13 protein-coding genes and 4 pseudogenes are annotated in these 16,067 nt (G+C 35.8%); 6 read left to right on the top strand and 11 right to left on the bottom strand.

Annotated elements, in window-relative coordinates; translation table 11 throughout:
• Window positions 1-63 precede the first annotated feature (63 nt).
• On the bottom strand, window positions 64-279 hold the full coding sequence (locus tag AAHB15_RS24280; protein WP_335571570.1) for a YdbC family protein: 216 nt from the start codon (window positions 277-279) through the stop codon (window positions 64-66).
• 735 nt (window positions 280-1,014) lie between these two features.
• On the opposite strand from AAHB15_RS24280, the gene AAHB15_RS24275 reads away from it, so the two are divergent.
• The 3 genes from AAHB15_RS24275 to AAHB15_RS24265 all read left to right on the top strand — a co-directional run bounded on the left by AAHB15_RS24275 (window position 1,015) and on the right by AAHB15_RS24265 (window position 4,002).
• Window positions 1,015-1,239: a DUF3954 domain-containing protein gene (locus AAHB15_RS24275; RefSeq protein ID WP_335571569.1), complete on the top strand. Its 225-nt coding sequence runs from the start codon at window positions 1,015-1,017 to the stop codon at window positions 1,237-1,239.
• A 418-nt stretch (window positions 1,240-1,657) separates the two neighbouring features.
• Window positions 1,658-2,875: an ATP-grasp domain-containing protein gene (locus tag AAHB15_RS24270; RefSeq protein WP_342043532.1), complete on the top strand. Its 1,218-nt coding sequence runs from the start codon at window positions 1,658-1,660 to the stop codon at window positions 2,873-2,875.
• Window positions 2,876-2,973: 98 nt separating this feature from the next.
• Window positions 2,974-4,002 carry a YheC/YheD family endospore coat-associated protein gene (locus AAHB15_RS24265; protein WP_335571567.1) on the top strand — a complete coding sequence of 343 codons (1,029 nt, stop codon included), beginning with the start codon at window positions 2,974-2,976 and terminating at the stop codon, window positions 4,000-4,002.
• Window positions 4,003-4,205: 203 nt separating this feature from the next.
• Here AAHB15_RS24265 and AAHB15_RS24260 read toward each other — a convergent pair whose 3' ends face one another.
• Window positions 4,206-5,585: a UDP-N-acetylmuramoyl-tripeptide--D-alanyl-D-alanine ligase gene (locus AAHB15_RS24260; RefSeq protein WP_335571566.1), complete on the bottom strand. Its 1,380-nt coding sequence runs from the start codon at window positions 5,583-5,585 to the stop codon at window positions 4,206-4,208.
• Window positions 5,586-6,101: 516 nt separating this feature from the next.
• Between AAHB15_RS24260 and AAHB15_RS30300 the strand changes: the two are divergent.
• A pseudogene (locus tag AAHB15_RS30300) lies at window positions 6,102-6,326 on the top strand (helix-turn-helix domain-containing protein); the annotation flags it as partial.
• A gap of 71 nt (window positions 6,327-6,397) precedes the next feature.
• On the opposite strand, the gene AAHB15_RS24255 reads toward AAHB15_RS30300, so the two are convergent.
• From AAHB15_RS24255 to AAHB15_RS24235, 5 genes and pseudogenes are all read right to left on the bottom strand, one after another.
• Window positions 6,398-6,577, bottom strand: a complete 180-nt coding sequence (locus tag AAHB15_RS24255; RefSeq protein WP_335571565.1) for a hypothetical protein — start codon at window positions 6,575-6,577, stop codon at window positions 6,398-6,400.
• Between the two features lie 66 nt (window positions 6,578-6,643).
• A complete protein-coding gene (locus tag AAHB15_RS24250; protein WP_342043531.1) occupies window positions 6,644-7,705 on the bottom strand; it encodes an NAD(P)-dependent alcohol dehydrogenase in 1,062 nt (353 codons plus the stop codon).
• A 331-nt stretch (window positions 7,706-8,036) separates the two neighbouring features.
• Window positions 8,037-9,094 (bottom strand): annotated as a pseudogene (locus AAHB15_RS24245) (NAD(P)-dependent alcohol dehydrogenase).
• Window positions 9,095-9,478: 384 nt separating this feature from the next.
• Window positions 9,479-10,351, bottom strand: a complete 873-nt coding sequence (locus tag AAHB15_RS24240) for an MATE family efflux transporter (RefSeq protein ID WP_342043530.1) — start codon at window positions 10,349-10,351, stop codon at window positions 9,479-9,481.
• Window positions 10,352-10,381: 30 nt separating this feature from the next.
• Entirely contained in the window at window positions 10,382-10,840 is a 459-nt protein-coding gene (locus tag AAHB15_RS24235; protein ID WP_335575628.1) for an MATE family efflux transporter, read from the bottom strand.
• A 211-nt stretch (window positions 10,841-11,051) separates the two neighbouring features.
• Between AAHB15_RS24235 and AAHB15_RS24230 the strand changes: the two genes are divergently transcribed.
• Window positions 11,052-11,597, top strand: a complete 546-nt coding sequence (locus AAHB15_RS24230; protein ID WP_144567675.1) for a TetR/AcrR family transcriptional regulator — start codon at window positions 11,052-11,054, stop codon at window positions 11,595-11,597.
• A 289-nt stretch (window positions 11,598-11,886) separates the two neighbouring features.
• Here the strand turns inward: AAHB15_RS24230 and AAHB15_RS24225 are convergent, their stop codons facing one another.
• A complete protein-coding gene (locus AAHB15_RS24225) occupies window positions 11,887-12,435 on the bottom strand; it encodes a PadR family transcriptional regulator (protein WP_335575626.1) in 549 nt (182 codons plus the stop codon).
• Window positions 12,436-12,735: 300 nt separating this feature from the next.
• Here AAHB15_RS24225 and AAHB15_RS24220 point away from each other — a divergent pair, with 300 nt between their 5' ends.
• On the top strand, window positions 12,736-13,968 hold the full coding sequence (locus tag AAHB15_RS24220) for a cytochrome P450 (protein WP_342043529.1): 1,233 nt from the start codon (window positions 12,736-12,738) through the stop codon (window positions 13,966-13,968).
• A 155-nt stretch (window positions 13,969-14,123) separates the two neighbouring features.
• On the opposite strand, the pseudogene AAHB15_RS24215 reads toward AAHB15_RS24220, so the two are convergent.
• The 3 genes and pseudogenes from AAHB15_RS24215 to AAHB15_RS24205 all read right to left on the bottom strand — a co-directional run.
• Window positions 14,124-14,432: pseudogene (locus AAHB15_RS24215) on the bottom strand (alpha-L-rhamnosidase-related protein); the annotation flags it as partial.
• 173 nt (window positions 14,433-14,605) lie between these two features.
• Complete coding sequence (locus AAHB15_RS24210) at window positions 14,606-14,989, bottom strand: DNA/RNA helicase domain-containing protein (protein ID WP_342043528.1); 384 nt, start codon at window positions 14,987-14,989, stop codon at window positions 14,606-14,608.
• Window positions 14,970-15,967: pseudogene (locus AAHB15_RS24205) on the bottom strand (DNA/RNA helicase domain-containing protein). The gene AAHB15_RS24210 and the pseudogene AAHB15_RS24205 overlap by 20 nt, the downstream one beginning before the upstream one ends.
• Window positions 15,968-16,067: the final 100 nt, after the last annotated feature.

Here is a 16,067-nt window from a genome sequence, read left to right as displayed (position 1 = left end):
AATTAGGATGCTTATTAATAAAAAAATATTCAATCTCTAGTCATATCTTTTAAAACTCTTGGGTTAAAGTGAGTTAAGAATTTCCTTCAACTTGTCTAACTCTTCTTTAGACAACGTAATCCCTTTTCCCATTTTCTGATGATCCTCGGACCAATCACGGATATCATACTTGGGTTCACGTCCATTCCAGCTAATCAGATTAAGTTCTCGCTTCCATCCCTTTGCAGATTCTGAAAGGACGTCTATCTTTTGTGTGATTTCATATTTAATGTCTGCCATGTATCGTACCTCCTCGCTATTGCCTTAAATTTTATTCAAAATTATATTTTTGGCCATGTAAAGTCAGTCTTGTAATACTTTTTCTTTATTTGAGCTAAATCATACTCACTTTCTGTTATGGTAAGTCAATTTTTAATTATACCGTTTTTCATTGCCTTTCTTCCTTGAATAAGAAATTTTCTTACATTCTACTGTTTTTCTCTATTAAACATCATTGTTTGTATCCAGAAGATCAGGAAGAAGCGCTCATGATTATGGGTGCTTTTTTAATTGAAATAAAAATGACTACTCAATAAACGAGTAGTCATTGGGACAGTACAAAGTTGGAATTAAACTGGCTTAGTTTTAACCAATATATACCCTATGTATGTTATGCAGCAATATTACTGGTTGAATAGGTCAATCGGAGCAAGACTAATATTTTTTTTTCTCGATTAGCCATCCGAAGTGAGGTTTAATTTGTTGATGGAGCCTTGCTCCAAATGAAGTTTGTCCTGAATATTGCCAGTATTCTTATGATTTTTCCAATGAATTTTCTTCCTTTACAAAATTTATAATACATCAACATCCGAAAACTCTTCTAATAATGTATGAGGTGGACTAGTAGAAAAGGGGTAAACATACAATCAAGACCTATAAATACAAACGGAAATAAGGAGGTGTTGGGAGGGTAACTTAATGATTAATTGAATACCAAATTGGAATTCTAAAAAAATTGAAAATGGAGGATCACAAATGAAACCCAAAACTGTATCTGACCTAATGGAGGGAAACGAATTGATACAATCAGATCTTCAAGTAGTCATATTCGAACCGAAGGAAAATTGTACTTACGTTATAACAAACGGAAAAGCAATCAAAATGGATGCTCCCCCTTCAGGATTAGGGAAACATATCATTACTTGGCAAGACGGGAAAGTCGTCTACTTTGTAAAAAATGAAAAACAAAAAATCGAATAAAGACTTGAAGGAAGAACTGATGGAGACTGAACAACATGTAAGTAAAAGTAACAAAGAGCTCAACCCTATACTATATTCATTCCGAGTAAAACCAGTGACCATCAAGAATTCTAGACAAATATTAAAAGTCTCGAATATTCTTTTCGAGACTTTCAGTTTATACAAATCCCTTTTAAAGAGTTTGAGATTTATTATTTTGCACCTATATGTTGAAGCCCATTGTACTCAAGACTCCACGAATATAATCAGCTGGATCCAAAATCTTTTAATTTAATTGTTTTAATAATGATGACGTTTGTCCATACCACAGTTGCCTTACGACAATATAATAAATTGTACTTATTAGATAATAAAAAAATAAAATGGGTAAATCTATATCCTTCATTAAAAAATCAGCAAAGATAGGATGACTAGGCTTATGCGAACCATTGTATTTATTGAAACCAACAAATCCGGATCTAGTAGGGAAGCAATCAAAGCAGCTGAAAGACTCGGCTATTTTACGGTGTTATTCACCAATAAACAAAGATTCATTCACCAAAGAACAGAATTTCCCGACGTCCATCAAATGATTTTAGTGGAATTATCCAATTATGATGAATTAAGAGAAAACCTTAACCAACTACAACAACAAGGTAAACAAATAATAGGCATTTTTAGTTTTGTCCATTCTTACGTTCATCTAGCAGCCGTCTTAGCAGAAGAATTTTGTACAAGTATAGTCTCTACCGATTCCATTTTTATAATGGAAAATAAAGTTTTAACTCGTGAGCTTCTCAAAGGACACCCAAATTCTCCCCATTATGCCCTTTATAATCCAGATGATTTTTCCTTAGAGGAATTTATTGATCAAGCCAAGGACTATTTACCTCTTATTGTAAAGTGTCCCACATCTGCCGGCTCAAAAGATGTTATGTTGGCAAATAACGAGGACCAGTTAGAGCTGGCAATTCAAGATTTACTAAAAAAACATGAGCAGATTTTACTGGAAGAGTATCTAGAAGGACCCCAATATTTAATTGAAGTTTTAGTACACAATGGAAAAGTTCATATAGTAGCAATCATTGAACAACAAATTACTCTTTTTCAACGATTTATTGTAACCGGATATTGTTTACTACCCAATATCAATCAAAGAATGTACAATCGTATCTTTGAAGCAGTAAGTTCCATTTTACAAGCTTTTCAGATGAGAAATGGTGCCTGTCACCTTGAAATGCGTTTAGTAAACGGGGTTTGGAAGTTAATTGAAATTAACCCGAGAATCTCAGGTGGAGCGATGAATCGAATCATTGAAGTTGGATATGGAATAAATTTAGTAGAGGAAACCATTCAATTAATGTTAGGAAATGAGCCTTGCCTTACTAAAAAACACAGTAAGTATGTATATGCACATTATTTAACCGTTGATTCTAAAGGGAAATTAAGTAAGGTAACGGGGAAAGAACTCAGCTCTCAATATCCCGGTGTAGAAGAGGTGTATATAAAACCCCGAAAAGGACAGATCGTACGTCCACCTTTATCAATGGGAGATCGTTGTGGATACATTTTGGCATCCTCAAGTAATAAAATACAAGCGAAAAGAATGGCCATCCGAGCAGCCAGCAATATCACCTTCTACCTTGACCCCCTTTAAATTTCTGAGTGCAAAGAATGAGTATGATGTTCCTCGTGAGCTCTTAATGATTAAACAAAAATTAGAAGAAGTATTTGGAGAGAGGTGGAAAGAAGAAAATGACGCTAATTGGCATGCTTCATCATCGTAGAGATCCAAGTAAAGTAAAGAAAGCATATGCTTATGCTGCTGTCGCAAAAGCTGAAGGTGTAACCTTTTTTTACTTTACCCCAGGGAAGGTGAATATCAAACAGCAAATAATTCTAGGAAAATCCTATGAAAATGGACAATGGATTGAAAAGGAATTTCCTTTCCCTGATGTTATTTATAATGCAAGTTATCTTGCTAGTGAGAAAACGAAACATATCTATGATTATTTGTACGATAGGATTCCGTTTACAAGTCATTCGATTGGGGACAAGTTAACGGTGTATAACAGAATTAAAAAGGCAAATAAATATAAACACTACCTTATTCCTTTTTATGAATTAACGGACGTTCAGATTTTTTATGACATGATCAAACGTTATCAAAAAGTGATTATCAAACCGTTATCTGGACATCAAGGCGGCGGCGTTGTTTTAGTTGAAAAAGATGGTTCAAATCATTACAAAATGAATGAAGCTGGATTAGAATCATCTATGAATAAAAAACAATTGTTAGAATGGTTATCCCCTAAAATACAAGAACAAGATTACGTGGTTCAACAGTTTATTACTAGTCAAACAAAAGCTGGTCATGTTTTTGATTTCCGGCTGCATGTACAAAAAAACGGAGAAGGAAAATGGGTGATTACTTCTATCTATCCAAGGATCGGACGTTTAGGGACCATAACCTCTAATATGGGGAGTGGTGGTTATAGTACTTACCTGGATACTTTTTTGAAAACCGAGTTTGGTGATTCCTGGTATGATATTCAAAGGTATCTTGAACAGTTTGCGATCAGTTTTTCCAATCATTTTGATTCTTTATATGACAGTGAATTGGATGAACTGGGAATCGACGTTGGAATTGATGCAAACCAAAAACTATGGCTTTTTGAAGTGAATTGGAGACCCGGTCCGCCAAATATTTATCATCTTGAATTAGATGTAGCCAAAAATACGATCTTATATGCTAAATATCTAGCTGATACAAATAAACATTAGACGCTTCAACATTTCTTTCCACCATTTTGTAATAATCATAATGTTATATAGTGCCCCCAGATATTAAGGTCGCTGTTATGGCGTCCTATTTTTTTCTTTTCATATTTAAATATTTAAATCCCTAAAAAGGCAGCTAACCGCTCATGAACTTCACAAACAAGGTTGAAATTCATTAAAGCAAAGCTGCCTCTTTATGTGAAATTTTAACTTCTTAAATATTCGATGACATCATCGAAGTCTGAGTCATTCCCGCCAGTTTTGAAATAAACAATGTCATTCGGGATTAAAAACGAATCAAAAAACCTCTTCATTTCATCTGCATCGGAAAAATGATAAACATGATCTGGATTTACTCCTGCCTCTATAGCTGGCTTCTGAAAATCCTTTGCAATAAACCCTTTGGTGATGAGTACATCGACCCCCGAGGCAGCGATTAAATGTCCTGCCTTTTCGTATTCTTCATCTGCATATTTTCCCAGTGATGCCATTCTCCCTAAAACAGCAATTTTCCGTTGGGATGGCAATGCTATCCTGCTTAATGTTTCTAAGCCTTTTCTTAACGAAGCAGGATTTGACTTCCACGTATCATCCACCAGTGTAATTTGATTTCGTCCTTCCATTATTTGAAAATGAGATCTCATGTGATGATAAGAGGATAATCTCTTTAAAGCATAGCGAATATCCACTCCTAACAAGCTAGCTGCTGCTAATGAAGCGACTGCATTATAGACACTATGATCACCAAGCCCTGGTATATATCCTTTATATTCCCTTTTCTTATATTCCATCCAAAAAGTCATGCCAGATGAATCATATTGAAACTTCTTAATTCTAAACCTAGCATTCTTGTTTTTTCCGAATGTGATAATCTTTCCCTTAAATTTAGACGTATCGATGGAGGAAAGATAGGGGTCGTCCAAATTTAGGATGAGAATTCCCTCATTGTTCATGCCTTGCATGATTTTTGCCTTTTCTGCAAGATAATCATCAAAGGATCGAATTTTATCCGTATGGTCCACATCAATCATGGTCATAATCCCAATATTCGGGTAAAAATACTTACAGGACTCCGTCATATCCCCTTTTTTAGATACGGCTGTTTCAAACACTGCCACATCGGTATTTTCATCAATTCCCAGTAAATAAGAAAGGTTATAATAATCGGCATTTTTGCTGGAGATGGTTGCCTGGACATTGTGTGTTTCTTCTAAAATATGTTTTAGCATTTCTTTCGTAGTAGACTTTCCACATGTACCCGTAATGGCGACGACAGGAATGTTAAACAGATGTCTGTAATACGAAGTAAATTTAAAGAAGCTTTCTTTGAGATCCTTTACTATAATGATTTGCTCAGAATCTAATCTTTCCATATGCGTAAATGATGTATCGGTAACGATGAATACATTCTTGTATTTCTTTATCGTTTCAACAGACACCTCTCGATTGTTCGAACGAAAATATAACGTATGACTGCTAATTTCAGATCTGTCATCCGTGACGATCTTGATCCGTATTCCTTTTTGCTTGTCATTTGGCTGAATGTTCATGGCAGTTAAAATGTTCTCCAATAATAATGTTTTCAAAATGTTCCCCCTGAAGTTTCTTTTTTGAAAAAAGCATCTCCCCCATATTCCTGTTCTATATAATAATCGTGATTGAATCTTTATGAATTGCCTAATATATCATATGATTTGTCCCCTCATGCTGGTGTGTGATAATTACACATGCAATTAGCGGAAATAAAGTATTGTTTGGCAAAAACTTATAAGTTTTAGAGTTCAAACTGGAATAGTATTCTCCAAATAAATTCCTTTTCACTTTTAAACTCTTTCTTGAACACTTTTCTAGCATTATCTTATATTTCTTTAAATTTTATATTTAAAAAATAAAGGAGTAGGAGGTAACTTTGTCCTATCTTACTTGATTATTATTTTTACCGAGCTGTTACGAATATTTAAATACGACTCACACCAGCCACTTGCGAAAACCTCAAACGAAACTAGTTTAATAAACATCTTGCAGTATATTGAAAATAATTACCAAACTTGTACACTGGCAGAAACTGCGGCTTACTTTAATTATAGTCCAAGCGATTCAGTACGTTAATTAAGAAAAATACCCGTAAATCGTTCAAAGAATTATTTAAAATACAAAGATTGACACATGCATCCTTGCTGATTGAAAAAATATCTGACCCAATCTATGAGATTGCAAATAAGGTTGGTTATGATAACCTTACGTTTTTTTATAAAAAATTTAAAGATTTCTTTGGTAAAACGCCAAGTGAATATAGGTTAAAAAAACAATCATCATTTAGTACGTGAATTGCAGGAATCATCTAATAATGATGTAAGAAAACCGCCTCTACAGAAGCGGTTTATTTTCTAAAGTATCATTATTGGTGTGCATCTTTTTTAACATTATTGTTATCAATGAATTGAGCATCATTTTCAGTAGCGAACTCTTCAGTTACCTGGCTTACATTTTGTTCATGGTTGTTATTTTTGTCGGTGTGATTTAGGACAAATTTTGCGAAATTACCATTGTTAGGAGAAAAGTTTTTCTCTTGGCTCATGAGAAGCCCTCCTTGGTGTAAAAATAGATTGACTAAACTTAGGTAATAGAGAATTAGCTTTAAGAATTACATTGTTGATATGTCAATGACGAAACGATAGCGTACATCACTACGTAGAACACGCTCATATGCTTCATTTATTTGTTCAGCACGGATGATTTCAATCATAGGAGCTATACCGTGTTCAGCAGCAAAATCCAGCATCTCCTGTGTTTCACGAATTCCACCTACAAGTGACCCAGCAATGCTACGACGACCCATAATTAAAGAAAAAACATGATACTTATCAGCCTCAGCTGGAGCACCGACATTTACAAGTGTTCCATCTACCCGAAGCATAGATAAATACGCATCAACATCTAGATTTGCGGAAACCGTGTTTAATATTAGGTCAAATCGACCAGCCAACTCTTTAAATGTTCCAGGATCGCTGGTTGCATAATAATGATCCGCACCCAACTTTATTGCCTCATCTTTCTTTTTCATACTTTGGCTCAATGCAGTTACTTCGGCACCCATGGCATGTGCAAACTGAACAGCTACGTGTCCAAGGCCTCCAACCCCCACAATGGCAACCTTTTTACCTGAACCTGTGTTCCAGTGTTTCAAGGGAGAGTATGTAGTGATACCTGCACACAATAACGGAGCTGCTACATCCAAACCTAGAGCATCTGGAATACGGACAACGAAATCTTCCTTTACTACGATTTTTTGGCTATATCCGCCGTAAGTTGGATTACCATCATAATCTAATGAATTATATGTGCCAATAACACCTTTCGTACAAAATTGCTCTTCACCGCTCTGGCAGTATTCGCATTCACCGCACGAGTCAACAAAACAACCAACACCAACATGGTCCCCAACAGCAAATTTTGTAACTCTTGATCCCACTGCTGCCACAACCCCAGCTATTTCATGACCAGGAACCATTGGGAATATTCCACCGCCCCATTCATCAAAAGCACTGTGAATATCCGAATGACAAATACCACTAAATTTAATATCAATTAAGATGTCGTCAGGTCTTAATTCTCTTCGCTCAATGGTAGTGCGTTCGAAAGGTGCTTTTGCCTTTGGAGCGCTAAGAACACCCGTTGTAGTAGTGTTTTTTTGATTATTAGACATAAAAGACAACACAATCCTTTCTAGTTAACACCGAAAAATTCGATTAACAATAATAGAATTACCCCTATCTTGTTCTCTATACACAGTGATAACTAAACACTTTCCTAGGATTTGTTGATTATTAGACAAAATAATTTTAATTATCCATTATATTTATTAATTTTGTTTTACACTACCATGTTTAATGTAGAGTTGAGAATGCTCAAAACTCAAGGGGGTGATAAGAATAAGACCTATTTATATAATTTATTGTGCGTATTATTTAATTCTTCTGAACTAAAAATGGGTCAACCCATTGATTGACCCATTCTTTCATTTAAATAGAGTTGTATTACAATGTAGACATATCAATAACAAATCGATAACGTACATCGCTGCGAAGAACTCGCTCATATCTTTGTCCACTTGGTCTGCACGGATTACTTCAATCATTGGGGCAATGCCATGTTCAGCGGAGAAATCGAGCATTTCTTGTGTTTCCCGAATTCCACCAACGTTGGAAGCAGTAATGCTGCGACGGCCAGCGAATAGTGAGAACACATTGTACTGATCTGGCTTGTTTGGTAAACCTACATTTACAAGTATTCCATCTACGTTAAGAATTGATAGATATGCATCAACGTCAATATTGGCAGACACTGTGTTTAAAATAAGATCAAATTTACCAGCCAACTCAGAGAACGTAGTAGGATCACTGGTTGCATAATAATGGTCTGCTCCAAAGCCAAAGGCTTCCTCTTTTTTATTCATAGACTGACTTAGGACAGTAACTTCAGCACCCATAGTATGGGCATATTGTACAGCGAGGTGACCAAGACCTCCCATTCCTACAATCGCAACTTTCTTACCCGGGCCGACATTCCAGTGTTTCATTGGAGAGTAAGTCCGTGATGCCTGCACACAATAATGGGCTTGCTACACCCAGATCAAGTCCGTCTGGAATACGGACAACAAACTTGTCCTTTACAACGATTTTTTGGCTGTATCCACCGTATGGTAGATTACCGTCGTAGCCTATTGAATTAAATACAACCACAACACCTTTCTTACAAAATTGCTCCTCACCTCTAAGGCAGATTCACATTCTCCGCAAGAGTCAACAAAGCAACCCACACCAACACGGTCACCAACAGCGAATTTTGTAACCTCTGAACCTACAGCTATCACAACGCCTGCAATTTCATGACCAGGAACCATCGGGAAGACACCCCTGCCAAAATCATTGTGTGCATTATGAATATCGGAGTGGCAGATTCCACAATACTTAATATCGATTAAAACATCATCCGGCCGTCAATCTCTCCGTTCGATTGTTGTCTTTTCAAATGGTGCTTTTACACTCGGAACACTAAGTACACGGGTTGTAATGTTTTTATGATTATTACACATGAGACATAACACAATCCTTTTTTGTTATCGCTAAAATTTGAATTTACATTAATGGATATTTGGCTAACCATTAACCATCAATTATATAAACACCAATATCTTAATGAACATCTGTTTATTATTATAAATTGATTCATCATGCTATCAATGGATAAATCAGCTCACTTTGTTAATTAATAAACAAATCAATCGAAATTGTTCATTAACTTTAAGAAAATTTTCATGAACCAAATCGTCTTTGTAAAGCACAAAAATATGGCTTGTTCATTAAAATTGAAATGGGCTACCATTACGTAGCCCACATTCTAAAAATTATATTTAAGCTTTTCGTTTTAAATTGACATAATACTCTAGATCATAACAAACTTACATAGATGTTCTTAATCAAATTGCATGATATTTAGTCCATTTTCCATTTATATATCGACCGACGAAAATGAATGCTTTCACAATCCAATCAATAAACATAGCCACCCAAGTACCAAACATTCCCATGTTAAAATAAGTACTAAGGAGATAAGCCAACGCTATACGACAGAAAAACATCGATAAAATCCCAACCCACATCGGGAATTTAGCATCTCCTGATGCACGGAACGTTACAGGTAAAGTGTAAGCAAGCGGCCAAATGATGACTTCGAAAGCTGCATGCCACCAAACGATTTGTGTCGTTAATGATCTTGCAGTCTCTGATAATCCATAGACATTTAATATGGCTGGGAGTATAGCAAGCACCAATGCACAGCTAACTACTTGTGCCACATACACAATACCCATAATTTTTTTGGTAAAATATTTAGCCTGTTCATAATCTCCTGCACCGATACATCTTGCTATAATTACAGTCAGCCCAAGGCCGATTGCCATACCTGGCAGGACTTCAAACATTACGATGGTGCCTCCCACCGCATTAGCTGCAATGGCTTCTGTACCAAAAGTGGAAACTAGACTAAGTACAACAATTCTTCCCAAATAGAACAAACCATTTTCCAATCCATATGGAACACCAATACCTAAGATTCTTTTAATCATGGACCAGTTAAATTTGTGTTTTAAACTTTTCTTTATATATAGTGGCTGCTTTTTGTTAAAAGCCAATGTAATAATAATTACAGATGCCGCAATACGTGATAGAAGGGTCGGTATGGCCACACCTTCAACGCCAAAGTGAAAGCCATAGATAAGGATGGCATTCCCAACTGCGTGAGTAATGTTCATGGCCAACATTACATACATGGGCAGTTTTGCATTACCCATTGTCCTAAATATGGCAGCTCCAGCATTATATTACGCAAGGAATGGAATAGATATGCCAGTGATCATTAGATAAGTATTTGCACTAGTGCGAACTTCATCGGTAATTTGACCAAATAGTCCATTCAAAATTAGTGGTTTGATAAGATAGATAATGAGCGTAATGATAATAGACATAGTGCCAGCAAACCATAACAGTTGATTTGCTGCTTCCCTTGATTCTTCCTGCTTCTTCCTGCCCATGTATTGTCCCGCAATTACTGCCCCACCCGTTGCGAGTGCCGCAAACAAACTAATGAGTAAAGCCATAACAAAGTCTACAAGGGAAACTCCAGATACAGCAGATTCACCAACGTGAGCTACCATAATGGAGTCTGCCAATCCCACCAGATATTCTAAACCCTGCTCTATGATAAGTGGCAAAAATAATACGAATAAATCCCTATTCGTAAATAACTTTGTTGATTGTAACGCTAAAGTCTTCTGTTGCAACTTAATCCCCCCGATTATACTGCTTTATATGATTCTGCGAATATCCGTAACTCCAGTCGTTTTCAAAAATAAATATTGATTCATTAATGAACAACTGTATATAATTATAAATAGAAATTGAATACTGGCAATTGTTAATTGGACACAATTTGTTCATTAGTGAACATATAAATAAAAATTTTTAATTATCTTTAAAGGAGTTTAAATCTAAATGACTAAAGTGGATAGAAGAATAGCTAAAAGCCAAGAAGCGATAAAAAAAGCAGTAGTTGAACTAATGTCAGAAAAAAGTTTTGATGACATCACGATACAGGATATTTCCGACAGGGCCAATGTTAGCCGAGGAACCATCTATCTTCATTACATGGATAAATTTGACCTATTGGATAAGCTCATTGAAGAGCATATTGACAAAATGGGGGAAATTTGCGAATCGACATCTGAAATGGAGTATAAAGATGCGAACCTGCCATGGTTTGAATACCTCAAAAGTCATTATTTATTCTTTTCAACCATGTTAGCAAGTAAAGGAGCCCCTTCTTTCCGTAGGCAGTTCCATGAGTTTCTTATTGAAGAGTTCAAGGATGAAGTCGATACATCACAAGGAAAGAACCATGAATTAAATGAAGATGTTCTTCTTCAATTTATTGTCACTTCATATGTTGGGATTGTGGAATGGTGGATCACGAATGGAATGCTTTATCCACCTAAAGTTATGGCAGAACAAGTAGGAATTTTGTTAGAGAGAAATCTATAATAATTTTATATCACTTGCCCCCAAAAAAACTATAAAAAAGGCTAGGAAATGTGAATACCTAGCCTTTTTCATATACTTTTTATTTACACGGTATTGGTAATTAGCCCTGATTCATTTCTTCAGAAGAAGATAGTTTTTTATCATTTTTAATTAGGAATACATTGATCCAGTGCATCATTAGGAATTGTTGGTCCGATTTCCTTTACGTTAGCAATAGTACAATAAGAGAAGAAAATTGTTAAACATTATGCCTTTGTAATTCGTGAACATAGCCATCCTGCTTTTTATTTCATTCTTCGAACTGCTTTAAAAGATTTAAGAGCTTTTCCATCCAACGAATATTATGGTCTGATTGACTAAATGCATGTTCACTAATAAATTGAACCGCCCTCTGCTGTTTTTCATCAAGCAATTCATTTCGCACTTTGAATTCTTCTTTATTTTTAGCCTCTTTATATTCAGCCCACCGATTCTTTTCTTGTTTTAAAGTTTCCTCAAGGAAAAAAGCTGCCTTCGCTGGATCAATGTATTTTAACAGATAAATGGATATGTACAAATCTTGTATCTTTGAGACTTTTTTAAAGCTGTTATAAATCTCTTGCTCAAGAAAGCGCCTTCCTTCCTGAGTTATCCCGTACAGGGTTTTGTTTGGGCGATTGACTATCTCAATTGTTTCGACAGGCTCAATTAGCCCTTTTTTCTGTAGTGACTCAAAATTATAGTAAAATTTTCCTTCACTTATTTTTATGGGAATTACATCTAGCAAGGCTTTCTTTAATTGATAGGGGTTGCTATTTTCATTAGCCAAACTCCCGAGTATAAATAACGAAAGAGACATTGGAAAATCTCCTTTCTTATAATTAGTCCTTTAATCCTTTAAATTTTATCATAATAGTATTTATCATACCTCCATTTGTCTTCATTCTCAGCTTCTGAAAGCGTGTATCGCAAGAGAAATAAAGCCCATTTATATAATTTTGCAACAGAACAAAAATAAAATTCTTTAGTACAATTTACTCTATATAAACTACTCTGATTAGAGTAAATTAAAATTAGGAAAAGACATGAAGTAATACATAATTAGCAATTAACCATTCATATTACTTTGTGTATATTTATTTACAGGAGGAAGAATTTTATGAATAAAGAAGTAATTCCAATGAATGAAATCACAAATTTCCAATCACGTACGGAAGAGTTTTTTCCTATTAATTGGTACAAAGAAATGCTTCAAAAGCATCCTATTTATTATCATGAAAAAACAAATACATGGAATGTTTTTAAATATGAAGATGTTAAACAGGTGTTAAGTAACTATGAATACTTTTCAAGTGAAGGTCCAAGAACCACAATCTTTGTTGGAGCTAAAGACAAACAAGAAAAAACCTCGCCTATTATGAATATTACACTCTTAGATCCACCTCAGCACCGGAAAGGACGCTCCTTGTTGGCAGCTGCTTTCACTCCCCGCAGTTTAAAAAACTGGGAGCCCCGTATCCAACAGATTGCATCCGAACTTGTGGAAGCCATACAAGAAAACTCTACTGTTAATATTGTTGAAGCCTTAGCTGCGCCATTGCCTAGTCTGGTCATAACAGATTTATTTGGGGTACCGGTACAAGATAGGTATCAGTTCAAAAAATGGGTTGATATTCTTTTCCAACCTTATGACAAAGAAAGATTGGAAGATATTGAGCTGGAGAAACAAAATGCTGCCAAAGAATATTTCCAATATCTTTACCCGATTGTCGTTCAAAAACGTTCGAACCTTTCGGATGATATTATCTCTGACTTAATCCAAGCTGAAGTAGATGGAGAAAGGTTTTCCGATGAGCAGATCGTACAGACCACAATGCTGCTTTTAGGTGCGGGGGTTGAAACAACAAGTCATGCGATTGCCAATACTTTCTATTCATTGCTCTATGATGACCAGTCATTATATGGAGAACTAAAAGACCATATAGAATTAGTGCCAAACGCAGTCGAGGAAATGCTCCGATATCGTTTTCATATGTCTAGAAGAGATCGTACTGTTAAACAAGACAATAATTTATTAGGCACTGAGTTAAAGAAAGGAGATGTTGTCATTGCGTGGATGAGTGCTTGTAATATGGATGAAAATATGTTTGACGACCCATTCTCTTTAAATATTCATCGTTCAAATAATAAAAGACATTTGACATTCGGAAATGGTCCACATATCTGTTTAGGTGCCCCTCTTGCACGATTAGAAATGAAAATTGCTCTAGAGGCATTCTTACAAAAGTTTTCTCGCATCGAACCGGTTGAAGGGTTTCAATTAGAAAGAAATTTAACTGCTTCTGCTACGGGACAGTCCTTAACTTATTTACCGATGAAGGTCTATAAGTAAAGATTAAACAGTCTTTTGAAATAGTTATTTCAATTTGGGAACATCAGGTTACTTCTGTTGTTCTCTTTTTTTCTCTGTTTTGGTAATGGATTTGTCTAAATAGCTTTTCAGATCACAATCCGCTACTACTCTGTATCCTTCTTGATTATACTCAGTGTAGCACCAAAATAACTGTCTTCTTTTGAATCCAGCTCAAACCAATCTCCGAAATGGAAGCCAGTATTCCATGCAACCTTATTTTCACCTTGGGCACGAATGTATTCTACCCAAGCTTTCATACTAGAATACTGTTCTTGGAGAATCCTAGTATCACCATAGATGAGGTATACCGTCCAAGGACAAATAACAGCTGCATCTCCCCATGCAGCGAATGAATCACCATCCACCACATTTGGAATCACGAAAGGCACTCCCCCATCGGGAAGTTGGTCTGCCTTTAAATCACTGAGCCATTTGTTTATGAATGATTACAAAAAAGACTAAACGGCCTTAGTCCCTTAGAATACAGGGCTAACGCCGCTTAGTGTCTTTTATTTATTTCCGCTGTCTACTTGACGGGGTGCATTTCAGAGGGTTAGTTGCCTTTCTTTAAAATGAATTGCGGGATACTCTTCAAATGTGTGGAATGTGGGAACAATTAATTAGTCTTATTAATGGTATTTTCTTGAATATATTTTGCCAATGCTCTATCGCAGCAATAAACATAAAACCCCTTCATCCCCCTAGTCATCAACGTTTTATATGTGTTTCTAACTAGATCAACTAAAGGATCAACTTGACCTTTTTTGGGCTTCGCAGGCCTTGCCCCTTTATCTTTAAACTCATCTCTTCTTACAATGATTTTCTTTGTTTCCTCATCAAAACCAAGGTCTTTTCCTATAATCACACCAACATAATCCATCTCTAGCCCTTGAACGGTATGAATGCACCCAATTTGATTCGCACATTCCGGATGAATAGCCCAGTCAATTCGATTCGGATCATTCCACGGCAAGGCAAATTTATGTTCCTCGATTTCCACATCCTTCGCAAGCTCTCCACCAACTATTTGTCCATTTCCACGCGTATCCAGCTAATAGTCTACCGCCGCGTTTATCAACGATTTCCTCTTTTAACTTCTGGGGACTTGAAACAATTTTAAAATCAAAATCCCCTTCCAAAGGGAAATTTTCTTTTTCATTATGTAATAAGCTATTTAACCATGAAATGTAATTACCTGAACCCGAGCATCGATATTGTGATTCAAGCTCGACAGTGTGAAGGGTCGCACCAAACCTTGAGGCTTCCTTTTCTACCTCCTTAACGCTGCCGATATCTTTTTTGGAGATTCTTTGAAAATCATCGATAAAAAACACGCTTATACGTGAGGAGCGAATAATTTGTGTAATTTGATTTTCTCCCTCAATTTTCTTCTTCATATGACCATGTTCTTTTAATCGATGAGCTTCGTCACAAACAAGGACATCAAAATAGTTTTCAGGTGTTTGTACGTAGGAAGCGGATCCTTTAAACAAATCCCTGACTTCTACATTACCAGATGAACCAATCAACTTTTTGCGAAGCACTTCCCGAATGCCTGATTGGGTGTTATATACTCTACATATGCTCTTGAATTTAACATATGACTCATTAAATTTAATCCTATAACGGATTTCCCAGTACCGGGTCCTCCTTTAATAATAATCACATGCTTTTGGTCCGTCTGTATTTTTAACTGGTTAAAAAGACTCGCTACTTTTTCATAAGCAACCTTCTGTTCATCTAGTAATACAAATTCTTCATTACCAGCAATTAGTGATCCCACAGTCTCTACTAATTTTTTGGAAGGACGGATTTTGCCATTCTCAATCGTATCGGCTATTTCTTTACCATTTCCTTTTGACACTAAATGCCGGATATTCTTAGCTAGATCCCGATCACTAAATTGAAAATACAATGGAGATTCTTTAATATATTTATCATATCGTTTGTCGAGCAGCGGCTCACCAATACTAGCCATAATATAATTATGTAAATAGGCGCATGAGTGAAGTTTTATAAAAGTATCACTATACAAAGACTCGTTAAAATTTTGAAGGTATCGTTTATATGATGATGCT

The sequence above is a fragment of the Bacillus sp. OTU2372 genome (genome assembly GCF_038440275.1).
GTDB lineage: Bacteria > Bacillota > Bacilli > Bacillales > Cytobacillaceae > Neobacillus > Neobacillus bataviensis_B.
This window is presented reverse-complemented; position numbering and strand designations above follow the sequence as displayed.

Bases quoted from the DNA above. Each gene is read 5' to 3' on its own strand.
- AAHB15_RS24280 (WP_335571570.1), bottom strand. From the start codon at position 279: ATGGCAGACATTAAATATGAAATCACACAAAAGATAGACGTCCTTTCA.
- AAHB15_RS24275 (WP_335571569.1), top strand. From the start codon at position 1,015: ATGAAACCCAAAACTGTATCTGACCTAATGGAGGGAAACGAATTGATA.
- AAHB15_RS24270 (WP_342043532.1), top strand. From the start codon at position 1,658: ATGCGAACCATTGTATTTATTGAAACCAACAAATCCGGATCTAGTAGG.
- AAHB15_RS24265 (WP_335571567.1), top strand. From the start codon at position 2,974: ATGACGCTAATTGGCATGCTTCATCATCGTAGAGATCCAAGTAAAGTA.
- AAHB15_RS24255 (WP_335571565.1), bottom strand. From the start codon at position 6,577: ATGAGCCAAGAGAAAAACTTTTCTCCTAACAATGGTAATTTCGCAAAA.
- AAHB15_RS24250 (WP_342043531.1), bottom strand. From the start codon at position 7,705: ATGTCTAATAATCAAAAAAACACTACTACAACGGGTGTTCTTAGCGCT.
- AAHB15_RS24240 (WP_342043530.1), bottom strand. From the start codon at position 10,351: ATGGGTAATGCAAAACTGCCCATGTATGTAATGTTGGCCATGAACATT.
- AAHB15_RS24230 (WP_144567675.1), top strand. From the start codon at position 11,052: ATGACTAAAGTGGATAGAAGAATAGCTAAAAGCCAAGAAGCGATAAAA.
- AAHB15_RS24225 (WP_335575626.1), bottom strand. From the start codon at position 12,435: ATGTCTCTTTCGTTATTTATACTCGGGAGTTTGGCTAATGAAAATAGC.
- AAHB15_RS24220 (WP_342043529.1), top strand. From the start codon at position 12,736: ATGAATAAAGAAGTAATTCCAATGAATGAAATCACAAATTTCCAATCA.